20 protein-coding genes and 1 pseudogene are annotated in these 22029 nt (G+C 70.1%); 10 read left to right on the forward strand and 11 right to left on the reverse strand.

Annotation, left to right across the window (positions count from 1 at the left end; genetic code table 11):
* Positions 1–3: 3 nt before the first annotated feature.
* Positions 4–369 carry a BlaI/MecI/CopY family transcriptional regulator gene (locus ACGFNK_RS36160; protein ID WP_393422855.1) on the reverse strand — a complete coding sequence of 122 codons (366 nt, stop codon included), beginning with the start codon at positions 367–369 and terminating at the stop codon, positions 4–6.
* 85 nt (positions 370–454) lie between these two features.
* On the opposite strand from ACGFNK_RS36160, the gene ACGFNK_RS36165 reads away from it, so the two are divergent.
* The 5 genes from ACGFNK_RS36165 (at position 455) to ACGFNK_RS36185 (ending at position 7656) form a co-directional block, all read left to right on the forward strand.
* Positions 455–868: a DUF6153 family protein gene (locus ACGFNK_RS36165; RefSeq protein WP_393422857.1), complete on the forward strand. Its 414-nt coding sequence runs from the start codon at positions 455–457 to the stop codon at positions 866–868.
* Between the two features lie 87 nt (positions 869–955).
* Positions 956–1588, forward strand: a complete 633-nt coding sequence (locus ACGFNK_RS36170) for a DUF305 domain-containing protein (RefSeq protein ID WP_386345139.1) — start codon at positions 956–958, stop codon at positions 1586–1588.
* A 1462-nt stretch (positions 1589–3050) separates the two neighbouring features.
* Complete coding sequence (locus tag ACGFNK_RS36175) at positions 3051–4172, forward strand: PLP-dependent cysteine synthase family protein (protein WP_393422859.1); 1122 nt, start codon at positions 3051–3053, stop codon at positions 4170–4172.
* 17 nt (positions 4173–4189) lie between these two features.
* A complete protein-coding gene (locus tag ACGFNK_RS36180; protein ID WP_393422861.1) occupies positions 4190–5467 on the forward strand; it encodes an MFS transporter in 1278 nt (425 codons plus the stop codon).
* 512 nt (positions 5468–5979) lie between these two features.
* Positions 5980–7656 (forward strand): VanW family protein, encoded by a 1677-nt coding sequence (locus tag ACGFNK_RS36185; protein WP_393422994.1) that lies wholly within the window; start codon positions 5980–5982, stop codon positions 7654–7656.
* Between the two features lie 153 nt (positions 7657–7809).
* Here ACGFNK_RS36185 and ACGFNK_RS36190 read toward each other — a convergent pair whose 3' ends face one another.
* From ACGFNK_RS36190 to ACGFNK_RS36205, 4 genes are all read right to left on the reverse strand, one after another.
* A complete protein-coding gene (locus ACGFNK_RS36190; protein ID WP_393422863.1) occupies positions 7810–8499 on the reverse strand; it encodes a DUF305 domain-containing protein in 690 nt (229 codons plus the stop codon).
* Positions 8499–9152, reverse strand: a complete 654-nt coding sequence (locus ACGFNK_RS36195; protein ID WP_393422865.1) for a DUF3105 domain-containing protein — start codon at positions 9150–9152, stop codon at positions 8499–8501. The genes ACGFNK_RS36190 and ACGFNK_RS36195 overlap by 1 nt, the downstream gene beginning before the upstream one ends.
* Before the next feature lie 120 nt (positions 9153–9272).
* A complete protein-coding gene (locus ACGFNK_RS36200) occupies positions 9273–9704 on the reverse strand; it encodes a hypothetical protein (protein ID WP_393422867.1) in 432 nt (143 codons plus the stop codon).
* An 11-nt stretch (positions 9705–9715) separates the two neighbouring features.
* Entirely contained in the window at positions 9716–9838 is a 123-nt protein-coding gene (locus tag ACGFNK_RS36205) for a hypothetical protein (RefSeq protein WP_393422869.1), read from the reverse strand.
* A 261-nt stretch (positions 9839–10099) separates the two neighbouring features.
* On the opposite strand from ACGFNK_RS36205, the gene ACGFNK_RS36210 reads away from it, so the two are divergent.
* The 3 genes from ACGFNK_RS36210 (at position 10100) to ACGFNK_RS36220 (ending at position 13190) form a co-directional block, all read left to right on the forward strand.
* Positions 10100–11458, forward strand: a complete 1359-nt coding sequence (locus ACGFNK_RS36210) for an FAD-dependent oxidoreductase (protein ID WP_393422996.1) — start codon at positions 10100–10102, stop codon at positions 11456–11458.
* A 296-nt stretch (positions 11459–11754) separates the two neighbouring features.
* A complete protein-coding gene (locus tag ACGFNK_RS36215) occupies positions 11755–11958 on the forward strand; it encodes a cold-shock protein (RefSeq protein ID WP_344388916.1) in 204 nt (67 codons plus the stop codon).
* A 134-nt stretch (positions 11959–12092) separates the two neighbouring features.
* Positions 12093–13190 (forward strand): fatty acid desaturase family protein, encoded by a 1098-nt coding sequence (locus ACGFNK_RS36220; protein ID WP_393422871.1) that lies wholly within the window; start codon positions 12093–12095, stop codon positions 13188–13190.
* On the opposite strand, the gene ACGFNK_RS36225 is transcribed toward ACGFNK_RS36220, so the two are convergent.
* Complete coding sequence (locus ACGFNK_RS36225) at positions 13191–14060, reverse strand: SDR family oxidoreductase (protein ID WP_393422873.1); 870 nt, start codon at positions 14058–14060, stop codon at positions 13191–13193. It abuts the gene before it with no gap.
* 313 nt (positions 14061–14373) lie between these two features.
* On the opposite strand from ACGFNK_RS36225, the gene ACGFNK_RS36230 reads away from it, so the two are divergent.
* On the forward strand, positions 14374–14979 hold the full coding sequence (locus ACGFNK_RS36230; protein WP_393422998.1) for a TetR/AcrR family transcriptional regulator: 606 nt from the start codon (positions 14374–14376) through the stop codon (positions 14977–14979).
* Between the two features lie 184 nt (positions 14980–15163).
* Here the strand turns inward: ACGFNK_RS36230 and ACGFNK_RS36235 are convergent, their stop codons facing one another.
* From ACGFNK_RS36235 to ACGFNK_RS36255, 5 genes and pseudogenes are all read right to left on the reverse strand, one after another.
* A complete protein-coding gene (locus ACGFNK_RS36235) occupies positions 15164–16174 on the reverse strand; it encodes a YbhN family protein (protein ID WP_393422875.1) in 1011 nt (336 codons plus the stop codon).
* Positions 16175–16405: 231 nt separating this feature from the next.
* The gene (locus ACGFNK_RS36240) at positions 16406–16990 is read right to left on the reverse strand and encodes an ATP/GTP-binding protein (RefSeq protein WP_393423000.1); all 585 of its coding nucleotides are present in this window, start codon (positions 16988–16990) and stop codon (positions 16406–16408) included.
* 40 nt (positions 16991–17030) lie between these two features.
* Entirely contained in the window at positions 17031–17387 is a 357-nt protein-coding gene (locus tag ACGFNK_RS36245) for a DUF742 domain-containing protein (protein WP_393422877.1), read from the reverse strand.
* Position 17388: 1 nt separating this feature from the next.
* Complete coding sequence (locus tag ACGFNK_RS36250; protein WP_344388906.1) at positions 17389–17814, reverse strand: roadblock/LC7 domain-containing protein; 426 nt, start codon at positions 17812–17814, stop codon at positions 17389–17391.
* Between the two features lie 1012 nt (positions 17815–18826).
* Positions 18827–20780 (reverse strand): annotated as a pseudogene (locus tag ACGFNK_RS36255) (nitrate- and nitrite sensing domain-containing protein); the annotation flags it as partial.
* Between the two features lie 364 nt (positions 20781–21144).
* Between ACGFNK_RS36255 and ACGFNK_RS36260 the strand changes: the two are divergent.
* Positions 21145–22026 (forward strand): PhzF family phenazine biosynthesis isomerase, encoded by an 882-nt coding sequence (locus ACGFNK_RS36260; protein WP_386345158.1) that lies wholly within the window; start codon positions 21145–21147, stop codon positions 22024–22026.
* Positions 22027–22029: the final 3 nt, after the last annotated feature.

The raw sequence follows: 22029 nt of genomic DNA on the forward strand, positions 1-22029 counted from the left end.
GACTCAGCCTTCCTGTCGTCCCACGGTCCGCAGAGCCTTGCGCAGGGCGGCCATCTCGTCATCGGACATGTTCTCGACGAAGTGGACCAGCGCGGCCGGGCGGTCCTTGCTCTCGCCCAAACCGTCCTCCATGAGCGCGGCGGCGTACGCCTCGCGGCTGCGCACCGGGGAGTACAACCAGGCGCGACCCTGCTTTCCCCGCAGCAGCCAGCCCTTGTTGTACAGGATGTTGGTGACGGTCATCACCGTGGTGTACGCGATGGGGCGGACCTTGTTGATGTCGTCGACGACCTCCCGCACCGTCGCCGGACGGTTCCATGTCCAGAGACGATCCATGATCTCTGCCTCGAGATCCCCCAGCCGCCGCATCGCCCTGACTTCCTTTCGCCACCGAATACGTAGGCTCATAGTAGGCGGCGGGCCGACCAGACTTTCAACGCCCTACGATGTGCCCGTGACCCGCTTACGACAGCTCCCTCGACCGCACTCGACGGTGCGGTCCTGTGGGCTGCTCGTATGCGCTCTGCTGCTGGGCCTGCTCGGCATGCACGGACTCGGGCCCGTTCCCGAGATCGCCCCTGCCCCGGGGCACGACCGGATGGTGTCGGTCGTGTACACGGACGTCGTGGCGTCGATGCCCGGCGCGTGCGATCACGGTGAGGGCGGCTGTTCGGGCCACACGGATCATGCCGATCCGACCTGCGCTTCGGCCTCCGTACCCGGCGGTCCCGCGGTGGCACCGGCGCTCCTGCCCGACCCGGTGGCCCGCGCCGGTGCTGCGGACGCGCCGGCGTCTCGGGTCGGCAGCGATCCCGACGGCGGTCGCGCTCCGCCCTCACTCTCCGAACTCCAGCTCCTGCGGATCTAGAGCGCCCCACGCGTCGCCGTATGCCCACACAGGGCGGCGCCGCGTCTCGGCATGCCTTTCACCAGATCCGAACGCAGGAGCTCAACCATGACTGCACAGCGCAAGCTCGTCCGTCGTACCGCACTCGCCGTCACCGCCGGTGCGGCGGCTCTCGTCCTGGCCGCCTGTGGCGGCGACGACGGCGGGCACGACATGGGGTCGATGAACTCCGACTCCAGCCCGTCCGCGTCCGCCTCGGCCAAGGCCGGCGATCACAACGGCCAGGATGTCTCCTTCGCCAAGGAGATGATCCAGCACCACCGTCAGGCCGTCGACATGGCCGAACTGGCCGACAGCCGCGCCTCGTCAAAGGAGGTCAAGGACCTCGCCGCGAAGATCAAGGGGGCCCAGGACCCGGAGATCAAGACGATGTCCGGCTGGCTCACCTCGTGGGGCGAGGAGGTCCCCGAGGACATGTCGGACATGGGTCACGACATGTCGTCCGGCATGCCCGGCATGATGAGCAGTGAGGACATGGACAAGCTGGACAAGTCCTCCGGTGCCGAGTTCGACAAGATGTTCCTCGAGATGATGATCAAGCATCACGAGGGAGCCGTCGAGATGGCCGAGGCTCAGAAGGCCGACGGCAAGTACGGCGACGCCATGAAGCTCGCCGACGCCGTGATCACGGCCCAGACGGCCGAAATCGAGCAGATGAACAAGATGCTCGGCAAGAGCTGACCCGGCGACAGAAGCGGGGGTGCCGGGCGGTGCACACTGCCGTCCGGCCACCCGTTCTCTGTTCTCCGCGGCCGTGGAGCGGGGCAGAACAAGACGTTTGCGAACGGTGAAGTCCCCAGAAATTCGGCGCAATTGGCCCTATCGGGCGACCTTGGCGCCGTCATGTGGCTGGGTTCACGCGATGTTCTCCTGGGACGGCATGCCGGGTCCTCGCAGTCGGGTTAGGATCACGGCATGATTACGGCCTGGTCTCCATCTCGTATGCCAAGGAGCCGCTCATCAGCGGCTCTGTGGCGTGTGGTGGGGCTCGGCCTGTTCCTCTTCGGTCTGCTGTATACGCATGCCGTCAGTCCTGACGCCACGGTGAGTCACCTCGCCTCCGAAAAGGGCGTCTCGGCGGCAGGCGTTCATTCCGGGTCCGCCGTCGAACACGTAGACGTTGCGAGTGCTATGTCGGCGCAGCCGACTGGCGGGCAGCCGGAGGGTCATCACGACGGCCACGGACAGCAGCACGCCGATGCGGACTGTGTGATGGGACAGCCTTCGCAGGGTCCCGATGTGGCGGTGCCCTGCCTGTCTCCGCTGAGTCCGGAGAGCGGCGACGAGGGGCCCGGCTCCGCGCCCGCCCGCCATGCCGCCGCGGCACGGGGCTTCACGATTCCGAGAACGCAAGCGGCGGACTCCACGGTTCTTCGTATCTAGGCCGGCGCCTTCCGGACCGGTCCACCCCTTTCCGGGATTCCTGGACTCGGCCCAAGACCGCGTCATGCCTTCTCCCGGCGACCGGTACATCACGTCCGACCTCCCGCGCGCAGCGCCCACGGCGTGGCGCGGGGACGGTCGACGGCTCTCTCCCTCACCCCCCACTGATCCCTGCCCCGACCGGGAGTGTTCCCGTACGGGCAGTGGCCGCCCCGCGGAGGACCTGTGCCGCCCATCCCTGCCCTCTCCAGTTCCCGTGCTTCACGGTTACGTCGGCTCCGGAGGAGCCTGCTCATCCGGAGCACGCTGTGCGCCCTGCTGTTCATGCTGACGGTGTGCCTCGGCGATCAACGCCACGCGCCGGAGCCGCCCGTTCGATCGGCGGCGGCCTCGAGTGAAGCCCCTCCGCCCGCCGAGGGCTTCGACGGTGAGAACCCCGACGCGTCCGAGTCTCCCGACCGTTGCCACGGTCCCCGCCTCGGGCAGGCCTTCGTCCCGCAGCCGTCTCTTCGAGTCCCGCCGACGGCCGTCACCGCGCTGTCGCTGACGGACGCCACAGCAACTCCCGTACGACAGCCCCCTGGCGCCGTGCGAAGACTGCTGCTGAGCGGTGGCCGGTCCGCTCTCACCGCCATCTGCAGGTGGCGCATATAGAGGCCGCCGCGCGGGGCGGCCCTCGGCGCCCCGCCGTGCGGCGTGCCTTGGCCGTCGCGCGAGATGAGCATCCGCACGCATCCGTATCGATACGAGAGCGAACGAAATGCACTCACTGACCACGAGCGACCCCACCCCTGCCGGCCCCACGCTCCAGGGGCTCGTCGGCAACACCCCCGTTCTGCGGATCTCCCAGCCGTTCACCGAGCCGGACCGCGGCTTCTGGGCGAAGCTGGAGGGCTTCAACCCCGGCGGCATCAAAGACCGCCCCGCACTGCACATGGTCGAACGGGCCCGAGCGCGCGGCGACTTGCGGCCGGGACGCCCGATCATCGAGTCGACCAGCGGCACCCTCGGCCTCGGCCTCGCCCTGGCCGGAATGGTCTACGGCCACCCCGTAACCCTGGTCACCGACCCCGGCCTCGAACCGTCGATGAACCGGCTGCTCGCCGCCTACGGTGCGACCGTCGACATGGTCCCCGAACCGCACCCGACCGGAGGCTGGCAGCAGGCCCGCCGCGACCGCGTCGCCGAACTCATGGCGGAACACCCCGGAGCCTGGTGCCCCGACCAGTACAACAACCCCGACAACGTCGCCGCCTACACTCCGCTCGCCCTCGAACTCGCCTCGCAGATGGGCCACATCGACGTACTCGTCTGCAGCGTCGGCACAGGAGGCCACTCCGCGGGGACCTCACGTGTCCTGCGTCAGCTGTACCCCGAGCTGCGGGTGGTGGGCGTGGACACCGTGGGCTCGACCATCTTCGGGCAGCCCGCCCGGCCCCGCCTGATGCGCGGTCTCGGCTCCAGCATCTACCCGCGCAACGTGGCGTACGAGAACTTCAGCGAGGCGCACTGGGTGGCCCCGGGCGAATCCGTCTGGGCCTGCAGGCAGTTGGCCGCCTCCCACTACGCCACCGGTGGCTGGAGTGTCGGCGCGGTCGCGCTGGTGGCCGGCTGGGTCGCGCGTACGACCCCGCCGGGCACCCGTATCGTGGCGATCTTCCCCGATGGGCCCCAGCGCTATCTGGAGACGGTCTACGACGACGAATACTGCGCCGAACATGGGCTGTTGGGCGTGACTCCGGCGCCCGAGCCGGAGGTCGTCGGCCGTCCCGATGAGAAGGAAGTCACCCGCTGGGCCCGCTGCACGGCGGTCACCGATCCGGTCGCCCTGGTGGCGGAGACCGTTTCGGAGACGGTCACGGGGACGGGTGGTTCGCGGTGAAGGCGACACTCACGCAGATGCGCTCCTACGACCGGAGTGTCCAGCTGTTGATGGTCAATCAGTTCACCATCAACCTCGGCTTCTACATGCTGATGCCCTACCTGGCCGCCCACCTGTCCGGCACCCTCGGACTGGCCGGCTGGGTCGTCGGACTCGTCCTCGGCGTACGGAACTTCAGCCAGCAGGGCATGTTCCTCGTCGGCGGAACACTCGCCGACCGCCTCGGCTACAAGCCGATGATCGTGGCCGGATGCGTGCTGCGTACGGTCGGTTTCGCGACACTCGGACTGGTCGACTCGCTGGCCGCACTGATCGCCGCGTCGGCGGCCACCGGGCTCGCCGGAGCGCTTTTCAACCCGGCGGTCCGGGCGTATCTCGCCGCGGACGCGGGGGAGCGCAGGGTCGAGGCGTTCGCGCTGTTCAACGTCTTCTACCAGGCCGGAATCCTGCTCGGCCCGCTCGTGGGCATGGTGCTGACCGGGGTGGACTTCCGCATCACCTGCCTGGTGTCGGCCGCGATCTTCGCGGTGCTGTCCGTCGTGCAGATCCGCGCGCTGCCCGCCCGGCGGGCCGAGGACACCAAGGGCAAGGAGAGTCAGGGCCGGGACAGTGTGCTCGCCCAGTGGCGCGGCATCCTCGCCAACCGGCCGTTCCTGCTCTTCTCCGGCGCCATGATCGGCTCGTACGTCCTCACCTTCCAGGTCTATCTGTCCCTGCCGCTGGAGGTGCGCAGGCTCGGCGGTGACGGCGAGTTCGGTACGGCCGCCGTGGCGGTGCTGTTCGCGGTCTCCGGGCTGAGCACCATCGTCGGGCAGACGAGGGTGACCGCCTGGTGCAAGGCCCGGTACGAACCCGGCCAGGCGCTGACCCGAGGGCTGGCGATCATGGGGCTGGCGTTCGTGCCGTTGCTGGTGGCCACCGCCGTGCCCGTACCCGGGTCAGGAGTGGGGCTGTGGCTGCTGGCCGCGGTGCCCCCGACGCTCGCCGCGCTGCTGCTCGCGGTCGGCACGATGATCGCGTACCCCTTCGAGATGGACACCATCGTGCGTCTCTCCGGTGACCGTCTCGTGGCCACGCACTACGGGCTGTACAACACCATCTGCGGGGTCGGCATCACGCTCGGCAACCTGCTGACCGGTGCCGCGCTGGACGCGGCCCGCGAGGCGGGGATGCCGGCGCTGCCGTGGGTCTCTCTGTGCGCGCTCGGCCTCGCCTGCGCGGCCGCCCTGTACGGCCTGCACCGCACCGGCCGTCTGGTGACCCCCGAGCCCGCGTCGCAGCCCGTCGCTGCCTGACCCACCGCAGGTCCACTGACCAGGGGCGGGCGCCGCATGGTGCCTGCCCCTGCCATTCGGGCACCGGAACCGGCACCGCTGCGGCTTCGCCGCCGCCCGGCAGCTGCGGCGCCGGCTGCACTGCGGGTGTGCAGCCGGCGCCGAGAGGCTGGGCGGGCAGCTGGGGCGAGACGCCGAAGGGCGACGCCTCCGTCTGCCCCTTCACGACGTCAGCGGTAGTGACCGACGTTACCCCCCTACCACTAACTGGCTTAGTGAGCTGGGAGTTAGGGTGTGGCGACCAGTCGAGGGGCTGACCCCGCGGCGAGACGGAACGGCACCGCCGCCGCTCGGGCTCTCCGGACCAGTGCCGAAGTCTTCTCAATCACCGCAAACCTCTTCTTCCTCGCCCGGCGAGCGGCCCCCGGCGCGGGGCCCTGCCCGCACGCGACAGTCACAGACGAGGAGCACCAGTGAGTCGCCCATCCCTTCTCGATCCACCCGCCGACACCGCGTCGGCCGGTCGTCGCCGAATAGGCCTTCGTGTCGCGCTCGTGGCGGGGGTGGCGGGTGTCGGCTTCGGCGGGCTGTATCTGGTGGGTCTGCTGACCTCTGGTGACGATGTCCCCGAGGGCACGCGGGTGAGCGGCGTCGACATCGGAGGGCTGAGCCGCACGCAGGCGAGGGACAAGCTGGCCAGCGGCCTTGGCGGGGCCTGGTCGGAGCCGGTCAAGGTGCGCCTCGGCGACACTGCCGGCACCGTCGACGTGGACGGCATCTCGTTGGACAGTGAGGAGACCGTCGCTCGTGCCGCGCAAGTGGGGTCCGACCCGTTCACCGTGATCGGCCGCCTGTTCACGAGTGGTGAGCGCAAGGTCGAACCGGTGATCCGCGTGGACGAGGCGAAAGCCCGTGCGTCACTGGCCGAGAAGGCGAAGACGTACGACCGGAAGGCGCGGGATGGTGACGTCGTCTTCCAGGCGGGCGAGCCGGTGCCGAAGCGGCCGGTAACCGGGCGGGCCCTGGACGTGGACGGTGCGGTCGAGGCCCTGGCGTCGGCGATCCCCGGGCAGGGGAAGGAGCCGGTGCGGCTGCCGGTCCGCACCACCGAACCGGAGGTCGGCGCGGCCGAGGTGAACCGCGCGATGAAGGAACTCGCCACGCCGGCGATGTCGGCCCCGGTCACACTCACCGCGGGTGGCCGCGACATCGCGATCAGCCCGGCGACGCTCGGCAAGCACCTCACGATGAAGCCGGACGGGGAGAAGCGGCTGACCCTCGCACTGGACGGCAAGGGGCTCCTCGCCGATCCCGCGGTGGCAAGTCCGCTCGCACCGGCCACCGACAAGGCGGTCAACGCCAAGCTGCGCCTGGACGGTGGGCGAGTGGCAGTGGCCTCGGACGGCAAGACCGGACAGGAGGTCACGGCCAAGGCGCTCAAGAAGGCCGTACTGCCGCTGCTGACCAAGACCGGCGCGGCCCGGACCGGAGCAGTGGCCACCAAGGAGGTCCAGCCCGAGCTGACCCGCGACAACGTCGGCCGCCTGGGCATCAAGGAGAGGATCTCGAGCTTCACGGAGAACTTCGAGCCCGAGGCCTACCGCGTCACGAACATCGGCCGCGCCGCGGAACTGATCGACGGGTCCGTCGTGTTGCCCGGCGAGACCTGGAGCCTGAACGGCACCGTGGGCGAGCGGACCGAGGCCAACGGGTTCGTGGAAGGCATCATCATCAACAACAACCAGTACGAGAAGGCGGCCGGAGGCGGCGTCTCCACGGTCGCCACCACGGTCTTCAACGCCATCTTCTTCGCCGGCGTGAAGCCGGTGGAGTACGGAGCTCACTCCTTCTACATCGAGCGCTATCCGGAGGGCCGGGAGGCGACGGTGGCCTGGGGCCTCCTCGACCTGAAGTTCAGGAACGACTCGGGCAACGCCATCTACATCGACGCAACTGCGACGGACACCTCCGTCACGGTCACCTTCCTCGGCACCAAGAAGTACGACACCGTGGAAGCGGCCAAGGGCCCGCGCACCAACGTGAAGCAGCCCGAAACCCGCGAGGGCTCCGGAGAGAAGTGCGTGCCGCAGACCCCGCTCGAAGGCTTCGACGTCGCGGTCGACCGGGTCTTCAAGGACAGCGGCAAGGAAGTCAAGCGGGAGACCTTCAAGACGCGGTACGTGCCCCGCGACGAAGTCACCTGCGACTGAGGGACCGCCGGTGACGATCGCCGAACCCGGCGGCGCACTTCCCGCCTGAGCCGTCTGCCGGTTCGTAGCACGCGGGAGCCGCCGGGCCGGCGGACGGAGCGCCCCGGTGGCCGGGACGCTCGCCCCGGCCACCGGCCCTTACGGACGGCGTCATCAGCGAGGCGCCGAGCCGCGCTCCTCGAGCATGTCGGCCATGAGCCTCATCTCCGACTGCTGGCCCTCAGTCATCCCTTGAGCCAGTTGCCGCTCCTGGGGCACCTCGCACTGCTCGGCGCAGGCGCGGGCCATGGTGACGCCGCCCATGTGGTGGTCGGTCAGCAACTGGAGGTAGAGGATCTCGGCGTCCTTGCCCTGGGCCTTGCCGAGCTGGCCGAGTTCGGCATCCGTGGCCATGCCGGGCATGAGGGAGCCGCCCTTCGACTGGTGGCCCATGTGGCCGTCACCCTTCATCCAGGCCATGTAGCCGTCGGCGGACGTCTTCGGCAGGCCCCACAGATCGAGCCAGCCGATCAGCATGCCGCGCTGGTTGGCCTGGGTCTGCGCGATGTCGTACGCGAGGCGGCGTACGTCCTCGTCGTCGGTGCGGTCGCGGATGATGAAGGACATCTCGACGGCCTGCTGGTGGTGGACGGCCATGTCACGGGCGAAGCCCGCGTCGGCGGAACCGGCGGTGGGCGCGTCGGACGTGTCCTCGTCGCCGGGTGCGGCCACCAGCCAGAGCACCAGACCGAGGGCGACCAGGGCCGCCACCGCGGCGACGGCCCATGGGACGGGGGAGGGCTTGCGGACGGGTGCGTCGCCGGAAGTGGTCACGTCCGGTTCCGTCACAGTCGTATAGCTCATCAGACGGTGAGGCCTCCTGTGCAGGCGGCGCCGGGTTCGGGGGTCTGCGAGCCCTGGACGTACTTGGACAAGAACTGCTCGACCCTGGGATCGGCGGCCTTGTCCACGCTGAGCTGCGTGCCCCAGGCCGACAGCATGATGGTGCCGGACTGGTCCTTGCTCGGGCTCATCAGCGTGTACGGGGTGCTGGAGACCTTGTCGCTCAGTGCCTTGACGTCGGCGTCGGCGGCCTTGTCGTTGTACGTGATCCAGACCGCGCCGTGTTCGAGCGAGTGGACGGCGTTCTCGTTGGTGATGGGCTTGGTGTAGACGGTGCCGTCGCAGGTCATCCACGCCTGGTTGTGGTCGCCTCCGACGGGCGGGTTCATCGTGTAGTCGACGGTGCCCTGGACGTGGTTCTGGGTGAGCTTCTTCTTGTCCCAGGTCTTCTCGCCGCGTACGGGCTTCTTCTTCGCGGCGGCCTGCTGTTCGTCCTTCTCGTTGGCGCTGTTGAGGGCGTAGCCGCCCCAGCCGACCAGTCCGGCGACGATGACCGTGCTGAGTGTGATGGTGATGATGCGGTTGCGGCGCTCGCGGGCCCGCTCGGCGCGACGCATCTCCTCTATCTTGGCCCGCCGCGCCTCGGCGGCCGCCTTCTTGCTCGTCTTGCTCATGGCTGTGTGTTCCTCGTCCCCGCAGCGCGGTGTCGTCGCGCGGCGGTGGGTGCAGGTGTGGGAGTCGATGGGCGGAAGCCGGCTGCTTGTGCGCGAGCGCGCACGGCGCCGGGCATCCGTCTAGGTCCGTTGCACCTGGAGGACGTGGAGGTCGGGAGCGTGACAGGCCGGCGCGGCTCCCGGGGAGCGTGAGGAAGTGTCCGGAAACAGGGGAAGGCCCGGCATACGGGACACGACCGCTGGGAGGGGCTGGGCGGGAGTGGCGAGCACGGCTCGCAGACCCTCGGCGGCCAGGCGGCAGCACGCATCGCCGGGCAGGCAGTCGGACGAGTGCGCGGCTGCCGTCCCGTGGGGTCCTGCCGATGTGCCCGCCGGGACGGCAGCGGCGGACACGGTGGTCATGGAGGCGGTGGCAGGGGCGCTCTGGCCGTGGACCGTGACCCCCAGGCAGAACGCCAGCGCTGCGAGCAGCACGGCCACGGCAGGGCAGAACGCCGCGACCCGCGTAGTCCACCGCGTTCCGCGGGCCGTGTGCTGTCTCCGGATCTCCATCACAGGTGATATTAGGCGGTTCCTGTGGGGGAGCCGGCGGGTTCGCCCGGACGCTCAGCGGCGCACGAGCAGCGGTGTGCCTCGGCCCACACCGCGTCCGTGATCGCGGCCTCGCGTTCGCCGAAGTGGGCCATGCGCCTTCCTCCCGGAGGGAACCACTGGCCTGTGGACATCCTGAGCGGCAACGCGCCCTGACGGCGGGGCCGGGGGAGTGATCCGGGGCGGGTGTGTTCGGGACGCGCAGAAGGGCCGGAACGCGGTCAACCCTCTTTGCGGAGCGGGATACTGATGCCTTCTCACGACGTGGCGACCAGGGGAGCGGATCGGTGAACTCTGCCGGAGAAACGGGCCGTTGGGGTGTGGGCGGTGGCCGGGGCGGGCGGCATGCGGTCGTCGTGGGCGGGAGCCTCGCGGGGCTGCTCGCGGCGCATGTCCTGGCCGGGCACGCCGAGCGGGTGACCGTCGTCGAGCGCGACCGGTTCCCGGACGGCACGAAGCCGCGGCCCGGCGTACCGCAGGGCCGGCATCCGCATGTCCTGCTGGAGGGCGGGCAGGTGGCCCTGGAGTCGCTGCTGCCGGGCTTCCTGGCGGAGCTGCTGGCGGCGGGGGCGCCGCGCGTGGGCATGCCCTCGGACATGGTGCAGCGGCAGGACGGGCGCTGGCTCCGGCGGCTGCCCGCGACGACGCACATCTACACCGGTTCCCGCGCGCAGCTCGAGGAACTGGTGCGGCGGCGCGTCCTCGCCAACCCGGTGATCAGCGCGGTGGAGGGGACGGATGTCGTCGGGCTCCTCGGTGACGCCTCGCGCGTGCGGGGTGTGCTGCTGCGGGACCGCTCCGGCGACGACCGCGAAAACCAGCGGGCCCTCGAGGCCGACCTGGTCGTCGACGCCTCCGGCAGCGGCACGAAGGTCCCGCAGTGGTTCACGGCGATCGGGGCCGAGGCCCCGCACGAGGAGACCATCGACACGGGGCTCGCGTACGCCTCCCGCATCTACCGCGGCAAGAGCGGCGTCCTGGGCGGCGACACCCTCGGCTACTACGTCTACCCCAGCCCCACCGAGGTCCACGGCGGCGGTGCGCTGCCCCTGGAAGACGGCACCCATCTGGTGATCGTCTCGGGGCTGCGCGGCGACGAACCGCCCACGGACGACGACGAGTTCGAGACGTACACCAAGAGGCTGCCGCATCCGCTCCTGCACCGGTGGCTGGACGAGGCCGAACCGCTCTCGCCGGCGTTCGGCTACCGGCGGACCGCGAACATCCGCCGCCGCTACGACCTGCCCGGCCGTCACCCGGCCGGATTCCTCGCCACCGGCGACGCCCTGTGCACCTTCAACCCGATCTACGGGCAGGGCATGGCCGTCGCCGCGATGAGTGCGGTCGCCCTGCGCGACGCACTGGCCGATCCGCGCCGGACCCCCACGACGCGGCGCGTGCAGCGGGCGCTCCTGGCGGCGTCCCGGCAGGCATGGGACATCTCCGCCGGGGCAGACCGCAAGATGCCGGGTGCGGTCGGCACCGCGGTCGCCGGCGAGCCCGCGGACCGCGTCGCCGACTGGTACCTGCGGCGAGTCCAGGAGCGCTACCCCGGCGACCCCGTCGTGGGGCGCGCCTTCCGCTCCGTACTGACCCTCTCCGCGCCCGTCACCGCCTTGTTCACCCCGCCCGTGGCCCGGGCCGTCCTCTTCCGTCCGCCGGCGCCGGTGCCCACCGAGCCGCCGACGACACCGGAGGGCCGAGGGCCTGAGTGAGGCCGGCAGCCGACGGCATCTTTTCGCGCCGGTCCGCGCATCAGCCCGTCCGTCCTGGAAAGCCGCTGGGCGGCAGGTTCGAGCCCGGTGGCCGGGGGCCGGGAACGTTCCCGGCCCCCGGGGCGTTGTAGGCAGTGGTTGTAGTTGAAGTTTGCGAACGTGGAAGCGCCCGCGGAGTTCTGACAGCGGGCGCTTTGTCGTTTTCGGGGGTTTTCTTCGACGGCTGGCGACCAGCAGCCCGGGATCGTGCAAGCGCGCGTTTCCCGCACTACTCGCCATCTCGAAGGAGACATCACATGGCTCAAGGAACCGTGAAGTGGTTCAACCCGGACAAGGGATTCGGCTTCATCGCCCCTGATGAGGGCGGCGCCGACATCTTCGTCCACCACTCGGCGATCGACACGGGTGGTTTCCGCTCTCTGGAGGAGAACCAGCGGGTGGAGTTCACCGCCAGCCAGGGTCCCAAGGGCATGCAGGCCGACCAGGTCCGCGCGCTCTGAGGACACCCGGTCGAACCCCGTTCCGAGGCAGGCCCGCGCCGCGGGCCTGTTTCGTGCTGCCTCCGTACGGTGCCGCACCCGGCGCCCCTCCCCATGCCGGGCAGGCAGCGCCCGTGCACCCCGAAAGGAACCCTGTGGCCACTGACATCAGCGCCCGGAGCACTGATCCGGCGGACTACGCCGCGACGACCGAACCGTCGCCCGGCAGCCGGGGCAGCGACTACGCCGCTCTGTCCCGAGAGGTCAAGCGGAGCGGGCTGCTGAAGAGGCGACCCGGCTACTACTCCGTCAAGATCGGGGGGAACCTGCTTCTGCTGGCCGCCGGATGGACCGCGTTCGCCCTGATCGGACCGTCGTGGTGGCAGATGGTGACCGCTGCCTTCCTCGCGGTGATGTTCACCCAGACCGGGTTCATCGGGCACGACGCCGGCCATCACCAGATCTCCGGCTCCAAGCGCGTCAACAACCTGCTCGGCCGCGTGCACGCCGACCTGCTGATCGGTCTCAGCTACGGCTGGTGGATCTCCAAGCACAACCGGCACCACTCCCACCCCAACCACGTCGACCGCGACCCGGACATCGCCGACGGTGCGATCGCCTTCACCCAGGACCACGCCCGCGTCCGCAGCGGAGCGTACGCCTGGCTGGCCCGCCACCAGGCCTGGCTGTTCTTCCCGATGCTGCTTCTGGAGGGACTCGCCCTGCACGTCGCCGGCGTGCGGGCGCTGCTCGAGCGCACCGGTGCCCGTACATCGCGGAGGACGAAGGTGGCCGAGGCAGGCATGCTGACGGCGCATCTCGGCGGCTACCTCGGCGCCGTGTTCTGGGTGCTGCCTCCCCTGCAGGCCGTGTGCTTCGTCGCCGTGCACCAAGGGCTGTTCGGGCTGTACATGGGATGCTCGTTCGCCCCCAACCACAAGGGCATGCCGATGTTCGCCAAGGACGACAAGATCGATTTCCTTCGTCGACAGGTACTGACCTCACGCAACATCCGCGGCCGACGGCTCACCGACTTCATGCTCGGCGGGCTGAACTACCAGATCGAACACCACCTGTTCCCCTCCATGCCGCGGCCCAGCCTGCGCCATGCCCAAGAACTCGTGCGCACGTTCTGCGCCCGGCACGACATCGCCTACCACGAGACCGGGCTCTTCCACTCCTACGCCCAAGTGCTACAGCACCTCCACGCGGTCGGCGGCCCGCTGCGCCTGCGCCCCGAGCTGGAGTACTGATCACCTGCCGGCCCCTCCCCGGGCGGCGCGTATGACGTCGGCGAGGGGGGTGGCGGGGTGGCCGGTGAGGCGGGGGACTGCGTCGCTGACGCCGTCGAGCCGGCCGGCCGCGATGGCCGTGTAGGTGGACACCCAAGCGTCGAGCTGCCACTGCGGGGCACCGTAGGAGGCGCGGGAGGCGTAGGCCTCCTCGACCGTCTCGGGGTGGTACGTGACGGTGCGGCCGAGCACCTCCGACACGATCTCCGCCGCCTCGTCCAGCGTCAGGGACTCGGGACCGGTCAGGTCGTAGACGGCACCGGCGTGCCCGGCCGGCCGGGCAAGGACCGCGGCGGCGGCGTCGGCGATGTCGTCGTGGGATACGAAGGCCGCACGTCCCTGCCCGGCCGGACCGCGGATGACACCGTCCTCGCCAGCCAGGTCGGGGACGAACCCGGCATACAGATTGTCGCGCAGGAAGGTGTACGCCATCCCGCTGGCCCGGATGTGCTCCTCGGTGTGGAAGTGATCACGGGCCAGCGTGAACACGGCGTCGGGCGCGGCGCCGAAGAAGGACACGTAGACGAGGTGCCCGACGCCCGCCTCTGCCGCGGCGTCCACGAAAGCCCTGTGCTGGTCGAGCCGGTTGGCGCTCTCGGAAGCGGACACCATGAACACGGTCCTCGCCCCGCTCAGGCCGCGGACTACGGCGTCATGGTCGTTGTAACTGCCGCCGATCGCCGTGGCACCGGGCAGCTCGGGCGCCCGCTCCGGGTTACGCACCAGCAACCGCTGCGCCATGCCGCGCTCGGCCAGGCGGCGGGCGACGCGCCCACCCAGGCGTCCCGTCGCTCCGGTGACCACCAGCGTTGATTCGGGAAAGTCGGTCATGGTTGGCGTCACTTTCGGTTGGGTGCGTTTGCCGTCCGGCCGAGTCTCACATGTGCACCACGGGCGCCGCGTCAGGGTCAGTAGACGGCACGCCGCGCCGGTAGAGGATCATGCCGACTGGCTCTCGCGATGCTTGGCGCCGGTCGGATCAGCTCGAATCTGACATGTGTCAAGTAAGCTGTTCCAGGGTCCCTGAGAGGGCCCGGGGCAGTGCGCGGCGCGCAGGCACGTACAAGCAGCAATGGAGGAAACGGTGGGAGCAGCAGCCGAATCCGCTCGACGGCGGGGGCGCCCCGGCGCGCACTCGCCCGCGGTGCCCGAGGAGCAGAGCATCCTGCAACGAGGGCTGGAGGCCTTCGCCGAGCTGGGCTACGACCATGCCTCCGCGCGGGAGCTGGCCCGCCGCCTGGGCGTCAGCCACAACTTCATCAACGACCGGTACGGATCCAAGGCGGCGTTCTGGCGCGCGGTGGTGGGCGCCGCCCTGGGCGCACAGCTGGCGAGTCTGCCGCAGCCGGACCCCTCGCTCGACGAGGCCGAGCAGCTGCGGCAGATCATCACCGGCTTCTACCGGACAGCGGCGGACGAGCCGCTGATCGGGCGGCTCTTCGTCGACGAACTCAACCGGGACAGCGAGCGGTTGGACCACCTGTACGAGCACTACATCAGCCCGGTCCTGCAGACCCTGGTGTCCGTCATCGACAGGCTCGTGGCCTCCGGACGCATGAGGCCCGTCCCGCTCGACGTGCTGTTCTTCGCCGTCATCCCTCCCGTCGCGGGACTGCTGGAGGTGCCTCTGGCGCGACGCCTGGGCAGGACCGACGCCGCCTCGCCGCAGCAGCTCACGGCCACGGCGGAGGCGTTGGCGGAGCTGGTGGTCAACGGACTGCTCGCGACCGGTTCGGGGACTGGCCGCTGAGCCCCGATCGACTAACGCGGCCGACCGCTCTGCTGACGCCAATCCGGCGTATACGCTCGCCCTCAGCGGCGTACGAATCGCTACGAATCACTACGAATCGAGCGAGCGAGCAAGCGAGCAAGCGAGCAGGGGGAGATCGGCGCACCGGACGTTCGTCCCCTTGGAAGACCTGGCCGTCACCACGTCACAACACCCTGCGCTGCACCAGCCACGAGAGCACGAGCATTCCCGGCAGAAGCGGCACCCAGATCGTCAGGACCCGGTAGCCGATGATCGTGGTCGTGGCCAGGCTCATGGGGGCGCCGAAGAGGACCATGGTGAAGACCAGTGCCGCGTCGATGGGGCCGATGCCGCCCGGCGCGGGTACGGCTCCGACCGCCGTGCTGGCCACGAGAAGTGCGAAGGTCACCTGCGCCCAGGTCAGCGGCAGGCCCAGCGAGAAGCCGACCGAGGCGATCACGCCGGCCTGGAGCAGCGGGGTGGCGGCGGCTCCGCCCCAGAGCGCGAGGATGCGGCTGGGCCGGGTGTGCAGGATCCGTGCGTCGGTCAGGGCGGTGCGTACGAACTTGAGGATCGGGCGCCGTAGCGGACGTACGAACGACAGAAGCAGCGCGGCCACGGCCAGACCGATCGCCACGCCTCCGGCGATCAGGTGCAACGTCCGTTCGTCCGGGACGAGTTCATCCAGCCCCAGCACGCCCGGGAAGAACACCAGGAAGACGAGGAGTACCAGCGTCTTCGCCAGGGGTTTGACCAGCGAGTACAGCGCGAGTGAGGCGGTGCCCCTGGTGAGGGATATGCCCTGGCGCTGGAGGAAGCGGAGCGTGACGGCGTGGGCGCCGATGCTCGCCGGGAGCACATGGTTCGCGGTGCCGGCGGCGACCTGGGAGGCGAGCAGCAGCCCCGGTGGGAGCCGTTCGGGCAGGGCGCCCTGCCGGACGCACGCGGCTGCCACCCAGCCCATGCACATGAAGAAGAAAGCGGACAGCAGCCACCAGGGGTCGGCGGAGGCCAGTTGGGCGGCGCCGTCGTACACGGTGTGCCAGTCGAGAGCCGCCCAGGCCGCGACCAGAAGGAGCGGGAGCAGGCTCAGTGCCCGAAGGGCGTGGCGGGTATGGGAGGGGGAGCGGAGGGGGCCGGGGGTGGCGGTGGCGGGGAGCGGCCCGGGGAGTTTGTCGAGAGGGAGCAAGGACACAGCGCACGTCGTCCTTTCGCGGCACACCCGTGGGGAGCGGGCGTGTCGGATACAAGGCGAGGCAAAGGGGGACAGCGGGAACCGTTCCCTCCCGGTGTGACGGCACGGTGTCCTGGAGCCGAAGAGGCGCCAGCGGGCGGGCGACGGTGCCGAGGATGATGCCCTGTTTCCGCAGCAAGAACGCCTCTCTGTGGCCTTTGTCTCCCTGTGACTTGTCTCCTACGGCTCTCCTTACGACGCCGAGGCCTTCGCTGAAGCGGCGATCAACTGGTCCAGCAGAGCGATCAGTACGTCCCGGGACGACTCGCGCTCGCGTGCGTCGCAGAGCAGCACCTTGGTGCCCTCGGGGAGCGCCAGGGACTCCCGGATCTCCTCGGGCGTGTACGGATGCTGCCCGTGGAAGCCGTTGACGCCGATGACGAACGGGATGCCCCGCCGCTCGAAGAAGTCGATCGCGGCGAAGCTGGACTCGGGTCTGCGTACGTCGAGGAGGACCACGGCCCCCAGCGCGCCGATCGCGAGGTCGTTCCACATGAACCAGAACCGCTGCTGTCCGGGCGTACCGAAGAGATACAGCACCAGGTCCTGGCCCATCGTGATCCGGCCGAAGTCCAGCGCCACGGTGGTGGCCCTCTTCCCGTCGAGGCCCTGGAGGTCGTCGACGCCCAGGCTCGCGGAGGTCAGCCGTTCCTCGGTGCGCAGCGGGTCGATCTCGCTGACCGACCCGACCATGGTGGTCTTCCCGACTCCGAAGCCGCCGGCGATCAGGATCTTGACCGTGTCGGGTGCCGAGTTTCCCCGGGCCTGGTCCGCTATGGCCGAAGTCCCTTGGACTGGAGTCCCGTTGACTGGTGCGTCAGAGCCGGCCAAGGCCGTCCCTCACTTTCTGCAGCAGGTCCATGTCCGGCGTCCCGGAGACAGGACGCGGCGCATGAACGGTGATTCGGCCCGCCGCCAGCAGATCGCACAGCATGATGGAGACCACGCTCACCGGCAGGTCGAGGTGGGCCGCCAGCTCCGCGACGGCGACCGGCTTCACGCACAGCCGCAGGATCCGGGCGTGCTCGGGCTGTGTCCGGGCGGCCCAGGCGGGCGGCGGGTCCACCGCGGACACCGTCGTGATGAGGGAGAAGTCGCTGCGGTCGGGCCGGGTCCTGCCGCCGGTCAGCGCGAACGGCCGTACGAGACGACCCGCCGCCTCGCCTCCGCTCACCTCACTCGCCGCGGTCGGCGGCGACCGTGCCCCGCGGCGACGCACTCAGGTGCTCGCCGATCTTCTTCACGAGCAGGTTCATCTGGTACGCCACCACGCCGACGTCCGCGCCCTGGTGGGTGAGCACGGCGAGATGGGCGCCGGTTCCGGCGGCGGTGATGATCAGGTAGCCGTTGCGCATCTCGATGAGCGCCTGGCGTACGGGGCCGCCGCGGAAGTCCATGCTGACGCCCTTGCTGAGGCTCACAAGGCCGGAGGCGGTCGCCGCCAGCCGCTCGGCGTCGTCGCGCAGGAACGCCGTGGACCTGCTGACGACCAGTCCGTCGTCGGAGAGCACGACGGCGTGGTTCACCTCGGCGACCCGGTCCACCAGTCCGGTGAGCAGCTGGTCGAGCTGGCTGTGCGTGGCGGGGATGGGGCGTGTCATTTCTGTGTCCTTCATGAGCGGTCTGCCGGCGGAGTCGAGGTGACGGTTTTTCCGGGGACGGGGACCTGCGTACCTGGGCTCGCGGGTGGGGCTTCCTCTCCTCCGTTTCCTAGTTCGTTTCCTCCTTCGTGGTACGTCCACTCCTCACCGTCGTCACGGGCCCGAAGCGTTCCGCGCTGGAAACCGGAGAGCGAGGCGGCCGCGCGCTCCGCGTCGAAGTCCTCCAACGGGTCGTCCGCCCGGGAGGGCACGGAGTCCTCCCGCAGCTCGGTGGCGAGGCTGGTCTGCGGTACGCGGCGCGGTAGCGGAGCGAGGGCGCTGCGCTGGCTGGAACCCCGGCCGGACCCGGACCCGGAGACTGATCCGGAACCCGGGCCTGATCCGGACCCCGGTCCGGACCCCGTTCCGGACCCAGACCCAGACCCCGGTCCGGACCCGGGCCTGGACCCGGATACGGGCCCTGGCCTGGCCCCGGCCCCCGGGCCGGACCCCGGGCCGGACGCGGACCCGGCGGTATCGGCCGTCCGCGGCCGGGTCGCGGGCCGGGCCGCGCGGCTGCGCGCGTGGCTGTGCCGGTCAGGGGTCTGCGTATCGGCCGAGTCCGGTCCGGTCGAGCCGGGTTCGGTGGAGCCTGGTCTGGTCGAGTCCGGTCCGGTGGAGCCTGGTTCGGTGGAGCCTGGTCTGGTCGAGTCCGGTCCGGTGGAGCCTGGTTCGGTGGAGCCTGGTCTGGTCGAGTCCGGTCCGGTCGAGCCTGGTCTGGTCGAGTCCGGTCCGGTCGAGTCTGGCCTGACCGAGCCCGGTCTGGTCGAGCCTGGTCCGGTCGAGTCCGGTCTGGTCGAGTCCGGTCTGGTCGAGTCCGGGCCAGTCGAGCCTCGTCCGGGCGTGCCGGCCGTGCTTTCCGCGAGAGCCGGGACCGGCTCGACGTCCTCCTGGGCCTCCCGGGGGGGCCGGGTTTCCTGGCCCCCTTGGGCCGGGACGTCCGCTTCATACGCCGAAGCGGCCGCTGAGCCCCAGCCGGCGGCATCCGTATCGGCCGTGGGGCCCTCCCGCACCACGATGTCGTGCGGCACGAGCACGATCGCGGTCGTTCCGCCGTACGGAGAGGACCGCAGCGTGACGGCGATGCCGTGCCGCGTGGCGAGCCGGGCGATCACGAACATGCCGAGCCGGAGATCGTCGGCCAGCGCCACCACGTCGAACTGCGGCTCCACTGCCAACTGGGCGTTGAATGCCTCGTAGTCGTCCTCCGACATCCCGAGACCGCGGTCCTCGACCTCGATGGCCAGGCCCTTGGCCACCATCGCGGCCCGTACTTCGACCGGGCTGGGAGCGGGCGAGTAAGCGGTCGCGTTGTCGATGAGTTCGGCCAGCAGATGGATGACGTCCGCCACCGCGGGCGGGGCGAGGTACACCTCCTCGTCGGTGCGCACCTCCACGCGCTTGTACTCGGCGACCTCGCCGACGGCGCTGCGCAGGATGTCGATCAGCGCGACCGGTTCGGCCCAGCTGCGGCCCGGCCGTTCGCCGCTGATGATGACGAGGTTCTCCTCGTAGCGGCGGAGCTGGCTCGCGTTGGAGTCGAGTTCGTACAGGCCCTTGAGGATGTGCGGGTCCTGGTGTTCGCGTTCCAGCGAATCGAGCTTGCTGAGCTGGAGATTGACCAGGTTCTGGCTCTGCCGGGCGATCCCCAGGATCACCTTCTGGAAGCCGCGCCGGGTGTCGGCGAGCTCCACCGCGGTGTGAACGGCCGTGCGCTGGGCGGTGTTGAACGCCTGCGCCACCTGGCCGAGTTCGTCCCGGCCGTAGTCCAGCGGGGGCGCGGCGGAGTCCGCGTCCACCTTCTCGCCACGGTCGAGCCGTGCGACCACGTCGGGCAGCCGCTCCTGGGCGAGGCTGAGGGTGGCCATCCGCAGGCCGCGCAGCCGCCGGAACAGGGAGCGGGTGATGCGCCAGGACAGTACGACGCACAGCAGCAGGGCCACGAGTCCGCCGGCGCTCAGGGCGGCGGCCTTGACCAGCAGTGCATGGGCTTCGTCACTGCTGCGGTCGAGCAGTTCCGTGGTCTGCCGCTGGATCAGATTCGGGTACTGGACCGTGAGTTGGCCCATCGCGTTGTTCCACTGGTCCCGCGCGTCCGGCAGGTTGATCTTCCGGGCTTCGCCGCGGCCGGTCGTACGGGCCTGGAGCACCTGGGCCTCGACGGCCTCCAGGTCCTTCCAGGCCGATCCCTGGAGGATGCGCTCGGTCTGTGTCTTCGCCGTGCCGCTCTCGGAGTGGACGATCTGGTCCGAGACGAGCCAGCGCCGGGTGTTCACCAACTGGACGAAGGCGGCGTGCGACTCCTCGTCCAGCCGGCCGGACGGCCAGGCCAGGGTGAGCAGCGTGTTCTCCTGGGAGACCAGTTCCGCGGCGTGTTCCAGCGCGACGAGCGGTTCGGCCTGCGAGGTGAGGTCGCCGTCGTCGACCTTGGAGAGCTCCTGGAAGGCGTGGATCTGGTCGTCGATGATCGCGGTGTACTGGTCCAGCGACTGCTGGGCGATGTCGGTGCGGCCGTCGACCTGGCTCCGGTAGAACTCCAGGCTTCCTGCGGCGGCGATGACCGAGTACAGCCGGTCCCCTATCCGCTCGGGCGCCTTGTCGATTGCTTCCGACCGGCCGATCAGTTTGGCGACCTGTGCGTCCGTACGTTCCCGCTGCTTGTCCAGGAGGGCCCTGGAGCTACCGGGCGTGGCCAGCCAGGCGGCCGACAGGCTCCGTTCCCGCTGCAGCGCGAGCGTCGCGTCGGTGCCCATGGCGCCGGTCGACCTGCTCAGCTCCGTCTGGGCCCGCAGCCGTAGCCCCTCGGAGAACATCTGCGTCGTCGTCACCCCCCACATCGCGGCGAGGGTGACGCTGGGGACCAACGCCAGAAGGATCAGGGAGAGACGTATGGAGCCGAGACGGCGGGGACCTGTCCGTGGAGACATCGTCGTCCTAGGGCGAGGAGCGAAGAACTGTGAGCTATGAGCGGTATGGGGTGACGGGGAGGCGAGGTGGTGAGACGAAGGCGGTGGGTGGCCGCGTGTCCGACATCACACAAGGGGTGCGCAGGATGCTATCCGTACCAGCGCCCGTACGCACCGTGAGAGACTTAAAAGCTTGGTGATGAGGCGGTGTGGAAGCGGTGGGTGACCGTCTCCTGACTCCTCGTCCACAGCTGTCCGTTGGTGACCGCGGGCTGATCAGGCGGACGGCGTCCGCACGACGGTTGCGTTCACCGATATACAGTCCCGCCGACTCGTCGCCGACAACTCGTTTCTCAAGCGCGCCGGCTCGTGGGAGCGTGCAGCCATGAGTCCCGAAACCAGCACCGACGTTCTGCGCTACTCCGCCTTCACCCCGGAGGGGTCCGCCGATGACGGTGGCAACCCCGCCGGGATCGTTCTGGACGCCGCCGGGCTCGACCCCAGCCGGATGCTGGCCCTTGCCGCCGAGGTCGGTTACTCGGAGACGGCGTTCGTCATGGCGCGGGATGATGCCGAACGCCGCTTTCGAGTGCGGTACTTCAGCCCTCTCGTCGAGGTTCCGTTCTGTGGGCACGCCACCGTGGCGACCGCCGTGGCGCTTGCCGAGCGGAACGGGCCCGGGGAGTTGGTCTTCGACACCCCGGCCGGAGAGATCCCGGTGTCCACGGCCGCCGACCCCGACGGGACGGTGCGCGCCACCCTCACCAGCGTCCCCGCCCGCTCCCGCCCGGCCACCCCGGACGAGACCGCCCCGGCGCTCGCCGCGCTGCGCTGGACCGAGGGCGACCTGGACCCGGAACTGCCGCCGCACGTGGCCTTCGGCGGGGCCGAGCACCTCGTGCTCGCCGTCGCCTCCCGCGCCCGGCTGGCGGATCTCGCGTACGACTTCGACGGCCTCGCCGACGTGATGCGACAACACGGCTGGACCACTCTCCAACTGGTCTGGCGCGAGGCGGACGACCTCTTCCACGCCCGCGACCCCTTCCCGGTCGGGGGCGTGGTGGAGGACCCCGCGACGGGAGCGGCGGCCGCCGCCTTCGGCGGCTATCTGCGAACCCTTGGCCTGGTCCGCGAGCCGATGACCCTCACGCTCCGCCAGGGCGAGGACATGGGACGCCCCAGCGAACTGCTCGTGGACATCGACCCGACGGATCCACGGGTGCGGGTCACCGGCCGGGCGCGCCCGATCGGTGACCCGCACCGATAAAGA

It is taken from the genome of Streptomyces sp. NPDC048825 (assembly GCF_043198355.1).
In the GTDB taxonomy this organism is placed as follows: domain Bacteria; phylum Actinomycetota; class Actinomycetes; order Streptomycetales; family Streptomycetaceae; genus Streptomyces; species Streptomyces xiangluensis.

What these genes read in the sequence shown, in the direction of transcription:
- ACGFNK_RS36160 (WP_393422855.1), bottom strand. Translation starts at nt 369, where the DNA reads ATGCGGCGGCTGGGGGATCTCGAGGCAGAGATCATGGATCGTCTCTGG.
- ACGFNK_RS36170 (WP_386345139.1), top strand. Translation starts at nt 956, where the DNA reads ATGACTGCACAGCGCAAGCTCGTCCGTCGTACCGCACTCGCCGTCACC.
- ACGFNK_RS36175 (WP_393422859.1), top strand. Translation starts at nt 3,051, where the DNA reads ATGCACTCACTGACCACGAGCGACCCCACCCCTGCCGGCCCCACGCTC.
- ACGFNK_RS36180 (WP_393422861.1), top strand. Translation starts at nt 4,190, where the DNA reads ATGCGCTCCTACGACCGGAGTGTCCAGCTGTTGATGGTCAATCAGTTC.
- ACGFNK_RS36190 (WP_393422863.1), bottom strand. Translation starts at nt 8,499, where the DNA reads ATGAGCTATACGACTGTGACGGAACCGGACGTGACCACTTCCGGCGAC.
- ACGFNK_RS36195 (WP_393422865.1), bottom strand. Translation starts at nt 9,152, where the DNA reads ATGAGCAAGACGAGCAAGAAGGCGGCCGCCGAGGCGCGGCGGGCCAAG.
- ACGFNK_RS36200 (WP_393422867.1), bottom strand. Translation starts at nt 9,704, where the DNA reads ATGGAGATCCGGAGACAGCACACGGCCCGCGGAACGCGGTGGACTACG.
- ACGFNK_RS36205 (WP_393422869.1), bottom strand. Translation starts at nt 9,838, where the DNA reads ATGGCCCACTTCGGCGAACGCGAGGCCGCGATCACGGACGCGGTGTGG.
- ACGFNK_RS36215 (WP_344388916.1), top strand. Translation starts at nt 11,755, where the DNA reads ATGGCTCAAGGAACCGTGAAGTGGTTCAACCCGGACAAGGGATTCGGC.
- ACGFNK_RS36225 (WP_393422873.1), bottom strand. Translation starts at nt 14,060, where the DNA reads ATGACCGACTTTCCCGAATCAACGCTGGTGGTCACCGGAGCGACGGGA.
- ACGFNK_RS36250 (WP_344388906.1), bottom strand. Translation starts at nt 17,814, where the DNA reads ATGACACGCCCCATCCCCGCCACGCACAGCCAGCTCGACCAGCTGCTC.
- ACGFNK_RS36260 (WP_386345158.1), top strand. Translation starts at nt 21,145, where the DNA reads ATGAGTCCCGAAACCAGCACCGACGTTCTGCGCTACTCCGCCTTCACC.